Origin of the sequence: Hyunsoonleella sp. 2307UL5-6, assembly GCF_047345485.1 — a bacterium.
Classification (GTDB): Bacteria; Bacteroidota; Bacteroidia; order Flavobacteriales; family Flavobacteriaceae; genus Jejuia.
On record NZ_JBLFEN010000001.1, the window covers coordinates 222,607 to 241,075 of the forward strand.

Here is an 18,469-nt window from a genome sequence, read left to right on the forward strand (position 1 = left end):
TCTAAAATGACTAGATATTTACCCGTATTTGTATTGTTTGTACTTGCTGCTTTTTCATGCAAATCAAAATCTGAAAGCGAAGGATTTAAAAAAAAATTAACTGGACAACCAAACATAATTATCATTTTAGTTGATGATGCTGGCTATGTAGATTTTGGTTTCATGGGCAGTAAAGATTTGCAAACACCACATATTGATGCATTAGCAAAAAGTGGTGTAAAATTTACTGATGCGCACGTAAGTGCAACGGTTTGTGCACCATCTAGAGCTGGATTAATTACAGGAAAATACCAACAGCGTTTTGGTTTTGAAGCTAACGGTACAGGCGGTATTGGTTTAAGTGATGATGTTGTTACTATTGCAGATGTTTTTAAAAATAATGGTTACAATACTTACGCAATAGGGAAGTGGCATTTAGGTGAAGATGAATCAGATCATCCTAATCAGAGAGGGTTTGATGAATTTTATGGGTTTTTAGCTGGTAGTCGCTCTTATTTTCCTTTAGAAGCCCCATCAAAAGAAAAAATGCTTCAGCACAATGGAGAGCGAGTTATTTTTGATGGTTATATAACGGATGTTTTGGGAGATCAATCTGTAAAATTTATAGAGACATCTAATGACACACCCTTTTTTATGTATGTTTCTTATAACGCGGTGCATACCCCAATGCATGCCAAACGAGAAGATTTAGATAAGTTTGAGAATCATCCTAGACAAAAACTGGCTGCTATGACGTGGAGTTTAGACCAAAATATTGGTAAGCTATTAAAAAAGTTAGAGACCCTTGGGAAACGAGACAATACCTTAATTTATTTTTTAAGTGATAATGGTGGCGCGCACAACAATCAATCTTCTACAGGACCATTAAAAGGTTGGAAAGGCAATAAGTTTGAAGGCGGACACCGTGTACCATTTATAGTATCATGGCCAAAAGAAATTGTTTCGGGTAGCATGTTTGACGGATTAACGTCTTCGTTGGATATATTCTCTACTTCCTTAGCTGCTGCTAACATCACTAAACCAAAAAATCTACAATTAGATGGTGTTAATTTAATGCCTTATTTAAAAGGAATGGAAAACGGTAATCCGCATAAAAAACTTTTCTGGAGAAAATTAGATGAATCAGCAGCTAGAATTGGAGATTATAAAATGATTAATCTTGAAGATTATGGTTCAGTAATGTATAATTTAAATGATGATTTAGGTGAAACTTTAGATATCTCTAAAAGCAATCCAAAACAATTTGATACCATAATGTCTGTTTACAACACATGGCAACATCAATTAATAAATCCGCTATGGCTTGAAGAAAAAGCTTGGATGGATGTAACACACTACATCCATAAGCAACTTATGGAAAATAAAGAAGCAGAGTATAAAGATATTTGGAGTCCTGCTTATTTAAAACATAGCGAGAAATAGAATCAAAAAAAACATCCTTACTGTTTTAGTAAGGATGTTTTTTATATTAAATTATTTTGTTTTGATCATAAACCATTCACTTTAAAATCCCAAATAGGGCTAGATGTTTGAGCGCCTTTATCATCTTTTGAAATAACCTTCCAGTAGTAGATAGTGTCTGCAGTATCAACAGTAATATCTAATGATGTGTTTACGGTATCTTCAGAAACTAAAGAAAGTGCATTTTTATCTTTTCCGAAATAAACATCAAACGTTAATGGATCGTTATCTACATCTGAAGCAGTAAATTCTAAATTAATAGTGCTAACACCATCAAAATTTTGACCTACAAATGGTTTTACATTAGCTGGTGAAAATGGTAAATTGTTAGTGTTTGGTACTTCTTCAGTATAAAATTGAGAAACAGAAGAAAAAGGACTCTCTACATTTTTAGTACTTCTGGCCTTTACTCTCCAGTAATAGGCAATTCCTTTATCTAAAGTAACAATTTTTGATAATGCTGTCTGCACCTCAGACACAACAATGTTTGAAAACTGATTATCCGTAGCTATCTCAAAGGTATAAATAACAGAACTACCGTCTTCATTTGTTGATGCATTCCAAGTAAAATTAAGTGTATTGTCTATGCATAATTGGTTTTGACTAGGAAACACCAACATAGGTACTGTTGGTGTACTGTCAGTGTTTGGATTGCCGCCACCATCTCCATCATCACTTGAACCTGATGAACAGGATGCTACAATACCACTAAAAACTAAAATATATAATATCTTTTTCATCTTTATTTTTTTATGATTTTAATTGTTTTTGGGCTATCTAAATTAACTCTTGCATAATATACCCCAGAAGGATTGTTTGTTAAATCAACTTTAACCTTACTATCAATAACAGGATATTGTATTGAGGATACTAATCCAGTAGTTTGAGAATATAATTCTACCGTTATATTTTCTTTTGATTTAGTAGGTATACGTAACTCAAAATAATCAGTTGTAGGATTAGGGAAGGCTTTTAATTCAATTGATGATCCCACAACCTTAGTTAATTTACCTTCACAAGTAGCTTTAGATTTTACTTCTATAAAATCACCTTCCTTAGCAGGCACACTAAAATTAGTATTATACGTCTCTAAAATTTTAATATTATTTACAGAAACTGTAAAAGGTGGAGTACCAGATTGAATATCAACTTCAACCTTATTCTCTTTTACAGATGATGTTTTACCAGATAATAAATCTGATGCTTCAATATTTAGAGTAACACAATGTGAATATGATGTATTGTCTATCCCAATACAAACATCATAGGATCCTGGTTCTAAATTAGAGATATTTAATGTATTTGTAAAACTATAATCAACACCAGCAACGGTAATATTATAATCATGTTTAAACTTAGTATCTATTTTTAACGCTCCGTTTCGTCCTTGACAAGTTTCGTCAGTCACTAGTATTTGAAAGTTATCTGCAGCTACAAAAATTTGAGAAAAATCTTGATCTAATTTAAAATCTAAAACTCCACTACCATAAGTCGCAAAACGTGCTGCATTTTCAGATTCAATAAATTGTACATCTGTAAAGCCTACAGCGTCAGGTACGTCTAATCCAGACATTTTAAACCATTGGTCTTGTTGTATAGAATATACCCAAGCACCATCAAATTCGCAAGCTGCAAAAATAAATTGACCATTAGGAGATGCATCCATTTCAGAGATTCTATCAACAGTTAGTCCAGAATTATGATTTGTAAATGTTTGTCCTCCATCTTGAGAAATTAAAAACGTATTGCCTTTTCCTGCATAATATACCGTAGCTTCGTCTATTGGGCTGGTAGCTATTACTTGTCTTCGCTTTCTGTGAGAATCATCTTGTTGTGGCCACGTTCCATTATAATTTGAGGGACTAAACGAATTACCACCGTCTGTTGAATACATAAACTGACCAGTTTTTAAACCAACATACCAACGGTCTTTATTTATGTTTGAATACCCAAAACTAGAAGTAGGACCATTAAATACAAAAGGGTGTATTTCTCTTACTACTGCATTACCATTATATATAATTTTATGTAACCCGGTTCCCCAAGGAATATAAACAGCATCTTCTGTTTCGTTTGGAGAGGCTGTCATACTTGTAGCTGCCCAATTACCATAAAAGTCGGTTCTTGTTACAGTTCTAAAATTTCCACCGTCTGTAACAGAGCTTCTACCTATAGTACCAAAATAATACCAATACCAAGCAGATTCACCACCTTTGGCTACTGCAACTCGTAAAACATCTGTATTAGCTTCTCTTGCGGTTGGGATAGGTAAACTTTTATCATAATCATTATCTCCAGAGAAACTTTGAGCACCTCTGTCTTGATTTCCAGTATAAACCAAATTATATTTTTCGCTGGTCTCAGCATCATAACACATGGTAGTTGGATTTCCTCTACTTACACTAGTCCAAGAATTCCAGTCTTCTGGAGTAGTAGAGTAGTAGGTTCCAAAATCGTATCCAGATATAGTAAAAAATCCACCATCTTCTTTATCAAACGTTTTAAAGTGTTGTAAATCCCATACATAGATGTCATTATTACTTAAAACGTGATTATTTCTTGTCCAAGTTACACCATAATCAGTTGATATCCATAGTTCTACAAAACCTTTAAAAACAATGTTTGGTTGTGTAGGGTGTACTTCTGTAATATTTCTACCTGTATTACTTGAAGTGATACTTTGCGTCCAGGTAGCACCTTCATCACCAGAATAAAAAATAGTGGTATTATCATAACTAATGTAAAAATGAGTAGTGCCATTTACAGTTGTACCTTTAACATCGTCCAATTTTTCAACGTTAATTGTAGGTTCGTGTAGTAAAGAAAAATCTGTATCATTCTCTCCCATTTTATATATAAACAGTTTAGAATCGCTATTTCTTTTAGCTAAAGCGTAAACTGCTTTACTGGAATGAGGTTTCAAAATTTCAACATCAAACGCATTACTCTGAAAAGTTAAAGCAGACTGTGTGTAGTTTAAACCATAGTCATTAGAAAAATATATATTATCAAACCAAGCATTTCCTGCAGAAGCATTTCTACTAGCACCATGTGCAACTATAAGTTTACTTGTATCTTTTTTTGTAACTAATGTTGTATAGTTTGCTGCTCCTTCAAAAAAAGCACCATTGGCATCCATCCATGTTCTTCCTTCGTCATCTGAGAATTCCATGCTACCATTAGCCTTTTGATTCAACATTCTAAAAGAGCCATCAGGCAAGTTAACACCGTTAAATTTATCACCTTCAAAACTTTTGGTTTGGTTTCTAAGAGACCATTTTACAGGAGCATCCTCATCAATCTTGTATATATGTCCAGCAAAAGACACTATATAAATATCTTCATTAACAGGGTCGAATAGCGATCCATCTGTTCTAAATCCCCCTTCATTATAACCAGGGTTTGTTGTAGATGTCATATGTAAATACTTTTGATCCCAAGTTCCAGATAACGTACTATTAGCATACGAGTAATTTTCTGGAGGAAGCATTGACATGTTTTTTTTAGCTGACTTAGAATAGGCTAAAAAATCTTTTTTGGTACTGAATTTAAAATTAGATGCCTTTAGTTTTGCTACCCAAGTATCATAGGCTGCTAATTCTTCACCTTTTAAAGTTGAGAATGTAAATGGCTTTGGAAGTGCTTCTCCGTCCATAGCCATTTCGTAGGCTATCTCTTCAGCAGATTCTTCTTCATAACCTTCTCCGTAGTCTTCGTGGTAATACTCACTTTTATAGGTGTCACCACTATTAAATATAGTTTTATTTAAAAGCACCAAAATTAATGTAGCTGCAACACAAGTAACACCTATAATTTTTTTAATCTTTTTTTTCATAGCATGAATTTTATTTAGATTTAATTGGATGAGTAAAATTATACAAAAGCTAAGCCTATAATATTAAAGAAATTACTCTAAACATGGATAATAATACTTGTTTATCAATTCTAATAGCTATTATCGCCATTACAGTCTGTAATTAGAAGTATCAAGTAAGATGAATTTATGATAACACTTGATTTTGAGTTAAATACTGTTATGAATTATTTATTAAACAGATTTAAAATAATGAGAACTTTAGATGTGTAAAACAAATAAATTATAACTTATGTTGCACGTTTTTCTTGTCGGGAAAAGAAGGAGTATATACGCTTATCATCAATACAACTTTTTAATAAAGTTTTTTACTACTGTGGTCAATAGACTTTTACTTTTTATTCACTTAAAAAACTCTACCTTTTAGAAACACAAAACCCGCAACGAAAGATGCGGTTTTTTTAATGTTCAAGTTTTTACGCTTGATTGCGGAGAAAGAGGGATTACATATCCCAATAAGGGAATCCTTGACAAGTATACAAGCCAAATTTCTTTCAGAAATATTTAATTTTTCATTTCCACAAACATGAAGTGAACTACAGTTTGTTCCAATAAAAAAACCAAGTGCTATTGCACTTGGCTTCTTTTTGCGGAGAAAGAGGTAAGTGAACCTCTTTCGTAGTGCCTTTATTTATTACTGTTTCAGTCCTGTACCATTGTTGGGTCACCTAATAGGTCACCTTTATACCTTGTAATAAAGATAAGGAATTTACTTGATTAATCCTTGTACTTTACTGATTTCAAAGCCCATAAAGTCGCAAAATTCATCGATAGTAACTAACTGATGAGCTTCTTTGTTAAGGCGTTCTTTAATCGCTTTGATTATTGTTCTGCCATAACGCTCACTCTTTCCTGTTACCACTTGCACGTCTTTAGGGTAAATACAGATTCTACTCATTCACTTTAAATTTAAAATTAATACTCTAACTATACTTTATCTATACCGTAGCTATAAAGCACTTATATACAATATACGACTAATATCCCATTGAAAAAACTAACTAAAACGGAAGTTTTGGCAACTTATAAACACTACGGAAGCACTCTAATGCATTGATAGTCAATAGCTCGTATATTTGATATTCATCATCAAAAAATGTATTAGTTATGGCAAAATTGAAAGGTATTATTAAGTTAGAAGGAACGTTAGACAATCTAACTTTTTACAAAGCAAAAGAGGGTTATTTAGTAAAAACTAAAGGCGGTGTTTCTAAAGAGCGTATTCAAAATGACCCAGCGTTTGAGCGTACTCGTGAAAATGGTTCAGAATTTGGAAGTTCTGCATCATCTGGTAAATTATTGAGAACATCAGTAAGAAACTTAATGATTAGAGCTAAAGACAATCGAGTTTCAAGCCGTGTTACTCAAAAAATGACACAAATTAAAAACTTTGATACAACCTCTGTAAGAGGACAAAGAAACGTAGCTACAGGATTAGCAACACCAGAAGGTAAAGCCACATTAAAAGGCTTGGATTTCAATAATAGAGCCATTTTAAGTGCTGTTTTATTCGCTCCGTTTACTGTCGATGGTGCTACTGGCGAAATTACTATCCCAAATTTAACGCCTGCAAATGATATTGCATATCCAAGTGGCGCAACACACGTAAGTTTAAGTTCAGCATTTCTAAAAGTTGACTTTGATACAACAGATAACGCAATCGAATACAGTCCAACTGTAAATATTCCGATTGATTCAACTTCTGCAACGCAAACACTAACACCTGCAGGTGTGCCAACAGGTACAGGAAACGATATATTCGTTTTATTAGTTGAGTTCTTCCAAGAGATTAACGGTGTTCAGTATCCGCTTAAAAATGGTGCATATAACGTTTTAAATATCGTAGAAGTAGCATAGTTTCATTCTGACCTTTGAAGCTGAAAGAGTCCTATAATTTTTATTGTAGGGCTTTTTCTTTTGCCATAATTTTTTTGAAGAAAAGAAAAAAGACAGCCAATGTTAAAGGTAGCGTGGATGATGCTGTCAAGGTTTTTGGGTAAAAGTTTTTTACTCTAAAATCTTGAAACCTTTTACTATTGCTTCTTAAAAAAAGTTTTATTCAAAACCCATAGGGCTTGACCTTTACAGTATTGAGCGTTGGCTGATGGAAGCTACCTATATTTGCTTTCTTTTTTATTTTATTCTTATCTATTTAACGAGAGTAATAATTACCCTCATTACTTAAACAAAGGTAAATTTTTAGTATATTTACCCTCGTTAAGACAACACAAGTAATATTTACCCTTGTTTAAAATGGCAAAATTTAATAGAAACACACCTTATAATAGCCTACCGTTATTACCACCTAAAACAACTTTAGAAACCACTAAAGTGTTACGCAAGACTATTGATGCCAGTAGAGCATTAGCACAACTTAATGGTATGCTTACCAATTTGCCAAACCCAACGTTGTTTTTGGACACTATTCATTTGCAGGAAGCTAAAGCAAGTTCTGAAATAGAGAATATAATAACTACTAACGACGATTTGTATAAATCTTTAGTGGCAGACAAAAAATTTGATAACCCAGCAACAAAAGAAGTTATAAGTTATAAGGAAGCCCTTTGGAATGGCTTACAGGAAATTGAAACACGTCCATTTATAAGTACAAACCTATGCGTTGAAATTGTACAAAGCATTAAAAAAAATACCGCAGGTATCAGAACAACGCCTGGAACTGCTTTAAAAAATGCTAATGGCGAAACGATTTACACACCACCAACAGGTGAAGCTGTGATAAGAGAAAAGATGGCTAACCTTGAAACCTTTATAAATGGTGAAGATACTGTAGACCCATTAATTAAAATGGCATTAATGCACTATCAATTTGAAGCGATACATCCTTTTAGTGATGGTAATGGTAGAACAGGACGTATTTTGTTATTACTCTATTTAAAACTTGAAAAATTATTAGATACTCCAGCTATCTATTTAAGTGAATATATCATTAAAAATAAGGCTGATTACTATACTAAATTACGTGAAGTAACCGAAAATAACGATTGGGAAGGCTGGATACTGTATATGCTTGAAATGGTAGAATATACTGCAAACAAAGGATTGCAACGTTTAAAAGATGTTACCGATTTAATGGAACAAATGACCGAAGAAATTAGAGAAACTTTACCTAAAGTATATACTAAAGAATTGGTTGAAATACTATTTAGATTACCTTATACGAAACGACAGTTTTTAATAGATGCCAAATTAGGTACACCAAAAACAGTTGGTAATTATTTAATGGAATTAGAAGAAGCTGGTTTTCTAATTTCTGAAAAAGTTGGTAAAGAAAAACTATATCTCAATCACAGATTAATGACTGTGTTAGAAGCATCCTAATTTACTTGGTTAACGAAATGAAACAAACAAAGACTTGAGGTAAGGAATACTTGGACTTAACGATGGTTTTGTGCAGTTGAATGAGGTAACGCCATTTTGTTTCAAGTTCCAATGTGAGCGTGGGATAAGCGGATATTTTACATAATACCAGTTATAGCTACGAAAATATAAGAATACTGCGTTAGCAAACCCTTGAAAGGATTTTTGCTACTATAACTTGTATTATGTAACATAGCTTGGGTGAGTTTAGGGTTTTATGATACAATAATAACAGAATAGCTTATTGCAGTTTGGTTTGATTTTATGAAAACCAAAGCTGTAATATGCTATTACCTTAAAGACAAAAAAACGCTAAACTTGTAAGGTGAGCGGAACAACACAAAAGACAGAGGATTTTGAGGTACGAAAAAACTGGGTTTTGGGTTGTGGGGAAATTTTAAGCAGAAACTAACTTCATAGCTCTTTCTTTTATTGTAAAAGCTACAGTCTTTTTGATAATATCATTTGTATTGATAAAGGTAGATTTCCTTTTCAATTCTTCTAACTCGACAACTTCAAGAAGTTTTGCAAAACATTCATCTGCAAAAGAGTGCGATATTAGTTTTACACCTTCAAAATTGAACGTAACGAACTGTTCCGATTTTAAAGACTGTTCTATCTCTAAACGCAATTTTTTACCTAAAACTCTCGTTCCTAAGCTGTTTCCGATATGTCCAAACTTAATTTCCACTATGTATTTAGTTCTAAAAACTGTGCCAAAATTACCAAAGTTCATCGAGATTTCCTAATAAATCTTCGTATCGTTCTTCAAAAGCGTTTCTTTGTCCGTCATCTGTAAAGATTTTATCATAGGTTACCGCAACGTCTGTATTTACACGAATATAGGTATATGCACCTTGCCATTTGGACGCACTTAAAACTGATTTACTACTATCTATTTCTAACGAGTTATTGCCAGAATGAATGATTAATTTACCTCCGTTTTCTTTTATTAACGTTGATGTTGCCCATAAACCAAAACCCATACCTGTACTATTTGTAACACCTCTATCAATGCAATGTTCTACTGATTGAGCTTCATTAAAATGTTTGTAAGCACTATTTGGATGAGTAGTTAAAGCTTTATGAATCCCTTGCCCATTATCTGCAATAATTATTCTTATTTGTTTGTTTGTTGGAAAGTATTGACAACTAACATAACCACTTCCATTATTAAGTGTACCGTCAGATTGAGAATGACGGATAGTATTATCTATTACCTCCCATAAACAATAATCTAACACAATTAACATATCCTCATTAATTGCATCTTTTATCAATATTTTCATAATTTCTTTATGAATATCTATTGAATTACAATTATCAAAACGTTTTATTTCAGTAAATCTCCCAGATGTATTTTGTCTTCTAAAGCTTTCCTGATAAGTAAAGCCTATTTGTTCAAAAAAGTTTACTCTACTCGCATATTGCACCTGTGCTGAATCATCTCTAAAATCTTGAAAATTACCTGTAACAGTAACTCCCAGATTCCTTAAATGATTAACTGTACTACCGATTAACACTAAATGGTCGGAATACAGCATAGAATAAGTATTTAAGTTAATCGTAAAATGAACAGTATCGTTTGGAATAGCATCAAATGACTTAGATAGTGCATCGACAATTTGACTATGACCAGATATTTTTCTGAAATCTATTATAATAGGGAAGTGTGCCAAAATAATTCTATAGTATTAATTCCAGAAATCTGCTAAAAGTTCAGCTTGCTTTAAAACTGTATCTGTTGCTAATTTTTGCTGGTCTGGTGGATAACCGAATTTCCTTAGCGCACGTTTTACCATTACTTTTAATTTAGCTTTTACGCTTTCTTTTATTGTCCAATCTATAGTTGCATTATTTTTAACCGTTTCTACTAAATAAACAGCAAGCTCTCTTAAAACTTCATCACCTAATACCTCTTTTGCACTTTGGTTTTGAGAAATAGCATCATAAAATGCTAATTCATATTCGGACAAACCTAAACTATCTCCACGCTTATCAGCATCTTTTATTTGTTTCGCTAACTCTATAAGCTCTTGAATCACCTCAGCCGCAGTAAGTACTTTATTTTGATATTTTTTTATAGAATTTTCAAGCATTTCCATAAGTGATTTGCTTTGTATCAAGTTTGTTTTGCTTCTTGATTTTATTTCTTCATTAAGCAATTTCTTTAAGGTTTCTAATGCTACATTTTGATGTTGCATTCCTTTTATTTCCATTAAAAACTCTTCTGAAAGTATAGATATATCAGGTCTTTTAATACCTGCTGCATCAAATACATCAATTACTTTATCTGATACTAATGCTTCATCTATTACTTGGCGTATAGCTGTCTCTAAATCTTCATCTGTTCGACCTATGCCTGTGGTATCAAACTTAGATAATCTTGCTTTTACTGCTTGGAAAAAAGACACTTCTTCCTTTACATCCATTGCTTCATCGTGCGGTACTGCTATAGCAAACGCCTTAGATAAGGCTGCTACTTCATTAACAAATCTTTTTTTACCATCCTCTAAACTTAGAATATGTTCTTCTGCAATAAGAATTATTTTCAATTTTGTTTTAGTATCAGCCGTAAAATACTCCTCATAAAGCAAACCTCTATCCTTACCAATGTATGGTGCTGAAGGTTCATTTACTAAATTTTGTAATGCTGCAGAATAACCTCTTTCTGGTTTTTCTAAAAACATTTGAGATACTACTTCTATTTTTTCCAACATTAAATTTACAGCTTGCTCTTGTGCAATTGTTGGGTCACCCTTGCCGCCACTATCACTATAAAATGCCAATGCTTTTTTAAGGTCTGATGCTATGCCCAAATAATCTACAACTAAACCACCTGGTTTGTCTTTGTAAACTCTATTTACTCTCGCTATTGCTTGCATTAGGTTGTGACCTTTCATTGGTTTGTCTATATACAATGTATGCATTGAAGGTGCATCAAAACCTGTTAACCACATATCACGAACAATAACTAATTTTAGTTCGTCGTTAGGGTCTTTCATACGTTCTGCCAAAGCTCTCCTTTGTCCTTTAGTTGTATGATGCTTCGCCATTTTAGGACCATCAGAAGATGCAGCAGTCATAATTACCTTTATGACTCCTTTATCTAAATCTTTGTGATGCCAATCAGGTCTTAAACTTATAATCTCATTATATAATTCAGCAGCAATTCTACGAGACATACTTACAATCATTCCTTTACCCTCAAAAACATTTTGCCTTTCAGTAAAATGATTTACAATATCCTGTGCAATATTACTAACTCTATTTTCACTACCAATTAAGGCTTCTAATTGTGTCCACTTTGCTTTAGCTTTTTGGGTTTCTGTAAGTTCTTCGTTTGCTAAATCTTCATCTAATTGCTCTACTAACTTTTTACCTTCTTCACTTAGGTTTACTTTAGCTAATCTACTTTCATAATAAATACGAACTGTAGCACCATCGTCTACTGCCTGCGCTATATCATAAATGTCAACATAACTACCAAAAACTGCAGGTGTATTAACATCTGTACCTTCTATTGGTGTTCCTGTAAAACCTAAATAGGTTGCGTTCGGTAATGCATCACGCATATATTTAGCAAAACCATAAACAATACGTTTACCAATTACATTACCATTATTGTCTTTATCATCAACAGTTTTTGCCTTAAAACCATATTGTGTTCTATGCGCTTCATCAGCAATAACTATTACATTCTTTCTATCTGTTAGTGTTTCATATACATTACCTTCTTCTGGCTGAAACTTTTGTATGGTTGTAAATATGACACCACCGGATGCTACTTTTAATAATTCTTTAATATGTTGTCTATCTGTAGCTTGTACAGGTGTCTGTCTTAATAGTTCTGTTGCAGAAGCAAATGTGCCAAACAATTGGTCGTCTAAATCATTTCTATCAGTAATTACTAATACCGTTGGGTTATTAAGTTCTTGAACAATTTTACCTGTATAAAAAACCATTGATAAGGATTTTCCAGAACCTTGAGTATGCCAAACTACACCACCTTTTCTATCACCATCTGCTGCTGCTGCTATTTTACTGCTCTCCACAGCTTTGTTTACTGCATAATATTGATGATAAGCTGCAACTTTCTTTACTGTGTCGATAGTTGTAATACCTGTTTTTAAATCTACTTTTTTTGATTTTTCAAATACTGTAAAATATCTAATTAAATCAATTAATGTTTTTTTGTTTAGTTGACCTTGTGCTAAAACATCGATTTCTGAATCTAAATGAGAAGCCAATATTTCACCGTCTTTTGTTTTCCAACTCATAAAACGTGAAAAACCTGCAGATAATGAACCTGATTTAGCTTCCAAACCATCTGAAATAACACACAAACTATTATAAGTAAATAGACTTGGTATTGTTGCTTTGTAAGTTTGTAATTGTTTGAAAGCTGATTTTACTGTTGCATTTTCATCTACTGCATTTTTTAATTCGATAACCACTAAAGGCAAACCATTAATAAACAGAACAACATCTGGCCTTTTGGTATGATTATCTTCTATTACTGTAAATTGATTTGCAACAACAAATTCGTTCTTTTCTGCATTGTCAAAATCTACTAACCAAACTAAATCACCACGAGAAACACCATCTTTTCTATAAGATACTTTTACACCTTCTGTAAGCATTTTATGGAATGCTTCATTATTTACTAAAAGGTCTGGTGAACTAATTCGTAATACTTGTTTAAAAGCATCTTCTCTTGCTTCCTCTGGAATAGATGGATTGAGTTGTAAAATTGCCTCTTTTAAGCGATTATGCAATACTACGTCTGCATAACTATCTCTTTCAGGAAATTCCCCATCGTGTGCTATTTCTGGACCATATACATAATAATACCCTAAATTTTCTAACTCTTCTATTAGTAATTGCTCTATATCGTCTTCAAATAATTTTGTCATACCAACTTAGGTTTTAATGCTTCTTTTTCATTAGATAAATCAATATCTAACAATTCTTCTGTTTCAGTAAAAAACCATTTCCAACGGTTATGAATAGCATCTATATTCCATTTTTTGTTGTAGGTTTCCTTTTCGTAATCTTGAACGATAGATTGTGTTATTAAAAATGCTGTAATTTTATCATTCTTAGATTCGTATTTACCTTTTCCTTTATAAACACCCATTTTGATATTAAAAGGATTGTTACTTGCTTCTATGTTTTTTGAACCACCTAAAAGCGTTAAATTACCAGCTGAGTTAAGCCATTGATAAGCATCCTCGGTTGTGAAATGATTCCATTCTTCAAATTTCTCAAACTTTACTGGTAATATATGTTCTAAATGAACGTCTTTACTTAAAGGAATAAAAGATAGTTTACTATCGTCTGTTACATTATATTCCATCATTAATAATAGTGGTTTTATCCAAGGTTCTGTAGCTATGCGTTCTGATGTTAAATTTCTAACAACAAGGTCTAATATCTTGTCAGTATCTAATTTTTTATCAAGCTCTTCTTTAATAAAAGTTATACTCTTTTTTTCTTTAATCCATTTGATAATGTTGAAAGACGTTTGTTTTATTTGCGAAAGTGTTTTACCTCCAATCCAATACAGATAGTAAAATCTTCTTAATTGTGACATAACTTCTATTTTGTGAGAATAGTTAGAATGAATAGCTGTCATTGCAATACATTTCCAATACATACTCCATCTTATGTATCTAAAAGAATATAGTATTTTATCTTCCTGTTCTAATATTTCACTTAGATAGGTATTTACAAATGCCTTAATATCTTCTATAACCTCATTAGGGTCTTTATCTTCGAAAATGTCTTGTAATTCATCGTAAAGCGATTTTTTAGGATTTGCAGCAAGTAAATAATATTCATAAATGATAAAAAGGTCATTCATATTAATATCACATTTTTTAACTGTTTGTTCCATTTCACGCCAATCTGCAATAAAGCGTTCTTCTTTAAGTTTTGAATTATCTGGGTCTTCTTTGTACTTTTTATATAGCTTTTCTAACAGGAAACTTTTAATTAAATCGGCAGCAGACAAATCCATACCTCTATCATTGAGGACTTGAAACAATTTTATTGCGAACTGTCTATCTGTGCAATCAATACGAATAATTTGTACTTGATTGAATAAGAAATTAATAAACTCTCCAGCTTCTTCTTCTCCTATCTCTTGAAGTTTTTCTTTAAATATGGATGCTGTATTTACAAACTTAAACTTAGGTTCTTCGTCCGTTCTTATTTGGTATTTATAAGGTTTGGTAAGCTCTTTAGTATCTCCTTTGAGTATTAATTTTTCAAAATCGCTCTGATGTTGTGCGTGTGTATTAAGCTTTAAACGCTCGTTTTGACCAAACTCTGAAATAGAGTGTTGAATCATCATAGGCTTAACAGCATTATCTTTTTCATTATTTGCATTAAGATTCGGAAACAAATCTCTGACAACACATAACATAATTGTAAGCGTTGTTAAACGCTGTTGGCCATCTACCACATCTACATAAGAAGAATTTTCATTATCTCTTGGTTTGGCAGTAATAATAGAACCTAAAAAATAATTTTTCTCTTTGTTTTCATAAGCTTCATAAATATCATCCCACAACTGAAATACTTGGTCACCTTCCCATTTATAAGGTCTTTGATATTGTGGTATTTTATACTTAGAATCTGCATTAGTAAACAGTTCTTTTATTGATAAACTTAAGGGCTTAAACGGTTGTTCCATTCTAAATGTTTTATTGTTTCACTCTTACTTCCCCACTCATTAGTTTAGGTAATAGTGTATCTCTTAATTTTTCAACTTGTTTTATCTGCTTGTTGTTTGCTATGATTTTATCTATTATAGGCGTGAATATTTTATTCATTCGTGTTAATTCTGCAGGTGGTGGAATTATCACCGTTGCATCGTCTAAATCCCCTCTTTTAATATGCCCCATTGTAGTAGCGTGTGCCCTTGCTATTGCTATAAACATATCTAAATGATATTTGCTCCATAAATAAAAAAACCATTTAGGAAAACGCTCAGAGGTTACTTTAAACAAATGCTGATTTAAAATACAATCTTCTCCATCCCAAATTTTAACAACTAAGGAAGCCGACCAAGAAAAAATAACATCACCATTTTGTACAAAATACTTTTCATCTACTTCTGTACTAACGTAATCACTATTATCTGTAAACCCTGCTTTTAATTCTTTAATCTTTAATACAGGCAACTTATCTATTTCGTTTTTAGGCGGGTATTTTTGACACGCTAAACCATTTAAAAAGGTTGCTATTGAACTCAACGGTTCTTCATCCCATTCTTCATTAACTACTTCAATAAAATGTTGCCTAAACAACGTTTTTGCTAATTCTTCTAAAGTTTTATTTTGTCTATTTAACAACTCTATCTTATCGGTCAAACTATGTAATACCTTTGCAATGCTGACCTGCTCATTTTTAGGTGGCACAGGTACAAGAATCTGCCTAATTGTACCCATTGGCATTGTAGGTTGTGAACTACCGTGGTAATAACCCTCAAGTGAATCTTGAAATCTATTCGACCTGAAATAAGAATATAAAAAATCTGATGAATAATTTTCATTCGCTCTTATTCTGCAAATATTTGGTGCTAAATGAAATTTATCACTTTCAGGTATTAAAGCAAATTGCCCAATATTTGCACCAACATATGTGAATAACAAATCCCCTTTATACAATTTTGAACGCTCTAAACTGTCCGAAGTAGATTTATTAATTCTCTTAACATCTGAAAGGTCAAGAACACCTTCCCTCACGTTTAGTGCCCTTAAAGCAATTATTTCTCCTGTTTGGTTGTATTTAATATGCTTAGTATATTCAAAACCAGAAAGTTTTGTAACATCACCTATTTCACCGATAGACTTTATTTGCCAATGGGATGGAATTTTACCCAACTCTGTTTTTTTTCTATCAGAGTTGTTAATATCATTCGTTGTTACTACTTTTTCAGAAGTATTATTATCTACCCCTTCCATCTATTTTACAATTTGAATATTAGAAAGATTATTCTGTATCGCTTTATTTAAAGTTTCTTCTTCTTTTAACTGTGCTTCAAAAGTTGCCTTTAAACTTGTAAAACGTTCAGCAAAATCAAAATCATCTTCTTCATCTGGTAAACCTACATAACGACCAGGTGTTAATACACAATCGAGTTCTTTTACACGGTCTATGCTTTCTGCTTTACAAAAGCCTGCAACGTCTTCATAATTACCATCTGTATTACGCCAATTATGATAGGTGTCTGCAATAAGGCTAATATCATCTTGAGATAGTTCTCTTGTTCTACGGTTTATTAAATGTCCTAAATTGCGAGCATCTATAAATAATATTTCATTTTTTCGATTTCTAAATTTACCATTGGTACGATTACGACTCATAAACCATAAACACGCAGGTATCTGCGTATTTAAAAAGAGTTTTGCAGGTAGGTTTACGATACAATCTATTAAGCCAGCTTCTACTAAGTTTTTGCGTATGACATCTTCTCCAGAAGTTTTAGTTGTTAATGCACCCTTGGACAATACAAAACCTGCTTGCCCGTTTGGTTTTAAATGATATAAGAAATGTTGAATCCATCCATAGTTTGCATTACCTTCTGGTGGAACTCCGTATTGCCATCTTCCATCTTTACGCAATAGATTACCACTCCAATCATCATCATTAAAAGGTGGATTTGCTATTATGTAATCTACTTTTATGTCTTTATGTTCGTTTTTTAAAAATGAACCTTCGTTATTCCATTTTACTTGTGAACTATCTATACCACGAATGGCTAAATTCATTTTTGCTAAACGCCACGTGGTTTGATTACTTTCTTGTCCGTAAATAGAAATATCACTTACATTACCTTGATGTTCTACAACAAATTTTTCACTCTGTACAAACATACCTCCACTACCACAACAAGGGTCCATAACTCGACCTTTATATGGTTCTAACATATTTACTAATAACTCTACCACACTTCTTGGTGTATAGAACTGACCACCTTTTTTACCTTCTGCTAATGCAAATTCTCCTAAGAAATACTCGAATACGTGACCTAATACATCTGCACTTCTATCTTTTACATCACCAAATGCAATATTACCAATCATATCTACTAATGTTCCTAAATTGGTAGTATCAAGGTTTTCTTTTGCATATACTTTTGGTAGTACGCCTTTTAGTCTTGGATTTTCTTTTTCGATAGCATCCATTGCTGCATCAATATACTTTCCTATTTCTGCATTTTTAGCATTGTCTTGCAGGAAACTCCAACGAGCTTTAGTAGGCACAAAGAATACATTTTCTCCCTTATACTCATCTTTATCTTCTGGGTCTGCACCCTCAAATTCTCCTTTTCCTTCTTCCAATTTTGCATATAGGTTTTCAAAAGCTTCTGAGATATAGCGCAAGAAAATCAAACCCAATACTACGTGTTTATATTCTGCTGCATCTATATTTTTTCGTAACTTATTTGCTGTTGCCCACAGTACTTTTTCTAAAGGTTCTTCTTTTTTGGTTTTAGTTTTTGCCATTGATTGATTAACTATAAAGTTGTTTTTAATAATTCTTTTACATCTATTTTAAGTATTGAAGCAATCTCGTAAAGGGTTTCTAAACTTGGTTGGGTACGATTTTGCACATAACCATTAACAGTATTGAAACTCTTACCTAATCGCTCAGCAAGCCATACCTGTTTGACTCCACGTTCTTCAAGGACTTCTTTAATACGGTTCATAGGGAATTATTTTGAATGTTAAATATAGCATATAC

Annotated in this window: 13 protein-coding genes; 3 read left to right on the forward strand and 10 right to left on the reverse strand. The window is 32.6% G+C overall.

Features of this window, described 5'->3' with window-relative positions:
- Positions 1–6 precede the first annotated feature (6 nt).
- On the forward strand, positions 7–1,422 hold the full coding sequence (locus tag ACKGJY_RS00975; RefSeq protein WP_413971977.1) for a sulfatase-like hydrolase/transferase: 1,416 nt from the start codon (positions 7–9) through the stop codon (positions 1,420–1,422).
- A gap of 65 nt (positions 1,423–1,487) precedes the next feature.
- Here ACKGJY_RS00975 and ACKGJY_RS00980 read toward each other — a convergent pair whose 3' ends face one another.
- From ACKGJY_RS00980 to ACKGJY_RS00990, 3 genes are all read right to left on the reverse strand, one after another.
- Positions 1,488–2,201: a hypothetical protein gene (locus tag ACKGJY_RS00980; RefSeq protein WP_413971978.1), complete on the reverse strand. Its 714-nt coding sequence runs from the start codon at positions 2,199–2,201 to the stop codon at positions 1,488–1,490.
- Positions 2,202–2,203: 2 nt separating this feature from the next.
- Positions 2,204–5,296, reverse strand: coding sequence for a T9SS type A sorting domain-containing protein (locus ACKGJY_RS00985; RefSeq protein WP_413971979.1), 3,093 nt, complete (start codon positions 5,294–5,296; stop codon positions 2,204–2,206).
- 748 nt (positions 5,297–6,044) lie between these two features.
- On the reverse strand, positions 6,045–6,233 hold the full coding sequence (locus ACKGJY_RS00990; protein ID WP_035325018.1) for a hypothetical protein: 189 nt from the start codon (positions 6,231–6,233) through the stop codon (positions 6,045–6,047).
- Positions 6,234–6,442: 209 nt separating this feature from the next.
- Between ACKGJY_RS00990 and ACKGJY_RS00995 the strand changes: the two genes are divergently transcribed.
- Together ACKGJY_RS00995 and ACKGJY_RS01000 are read left to right on the forward strand one after the other, a co-directional pair.
- A complete protein-coding gene (locus ACKGJY_RS00995) occupies positions 6,443–7,192 on the forward strand; it encodes a hypothetical protein (RefSeq protein ID WP_227476682.1) in 750 nt (249 codons plus the stop codon).
- Between the two features lie 396 nt (positions 7,193–7,588).
- Positions 7,589–8,674 (forward strand): Fic family protein, encoded by a 1,086-nt coding sequence (locus ACKGJY_RS01000; RefSeq protein WP_413971980.1) that lies wholly within the window; start codon positions 7,589–7,591, stop codon positions 8,672–8,674.
- 436 nt (positions 8,675–9,110) lie between these two features.
- Here ACKGJY_RS01000 and ACKGJY_RS01005 read toward each other — a convergent pair whose 3' ends face one another.
- The 7 genes from ACKGJY_RS01005 to ACKGJY_RS01035 are packed head-to-tail and all read right to left on the reverse strand — an operon-like array spanning position 9,111 to position 18,434.
- Complete coding sequence (locus tag ACKGJY_RS01005) at positions 9,111–9,404, reverse strand: STAS-like domain-containing protein (RefSeq protein WP_413971981.1); 294 nt, start codon at positions 9,402–9,404, stop codon at positions 9,111–9,113.
- Between the two features lie 31 nt (positions 9,405–9,435).
- The gene (locus ACKGJY_RS01010; protein WP_413971982.1) at positions 9,436–10,392 is read right to left on the reverse strand and encodes an ATP-binding protein; all 957 of its coding nucleotides are present in this window, start codon (positions 10,390–10,392) and stop codon (positions 9,436–9,438) included.
- 15 nt (positions 10,393–10,407) lie between these two features.
- The gene (locus ACKGJY_RS01015) at positions 10,408–13,629 is read right to left on the reverse strand and encodes a type I restriction endonuclease subunit R (protein WP_413971983.1); all 3,222 of its coding nucleotides are present in this window, start codon (positions 13,627–13,629) and stop codon (positions 10,408–10,410) included.
- Positions 13,626–15,413, reverse strand: coding sequence for a DUF262 domain-containing protein (locus ACKGJY_RS01020; protein ID WP_413971984.1), 1,788 nt, complete (start codon positions 15,411–15,413; stop codon positions 13,626–13,628). The genes ACKGJY_RS01015 and ACKGJY_RS01020 overlap by 4 nt, the downstream gene beginning before the upstream one ends.
- A 10-nt stretch (positions 15,414–15,423) precedes the next feature.
- Positions 15,424–16,686, reverse strand: coding sequence for a restriction endonuclease subunit S (locus ACKGJY_RS01025; RefSeq protein ID WP_413971985.1), 1,263 nt, complete (start codon positions 16,684–16,686; stop codon positions 15,424–15,426).
- Entirely contained in the window at positions 16,687–18,231 is a 1,545-nt protein-coding gene (locus tag ACKGJY_RS01030; RefSeq protein ID WP_413971986.1) for an N-6 DNA methylase, read from the reverse strand. It lies immediately after the preceding gene.
- Positions 18,232–18,242: 11 nt separating this feature from the next.
- Positions 18,243–18,434, reverse strand: coding sequence for a helix-turn-helix domain-containing protein (locus ACKGJY_RS01035; protein WP_413971987.1), 192 nt, complete (start codon positions 18,432–18,434; stop codon positions 18,243–18,245).
- Positions 18,435–18,469 lie beyond the last annotated feature (35 nt).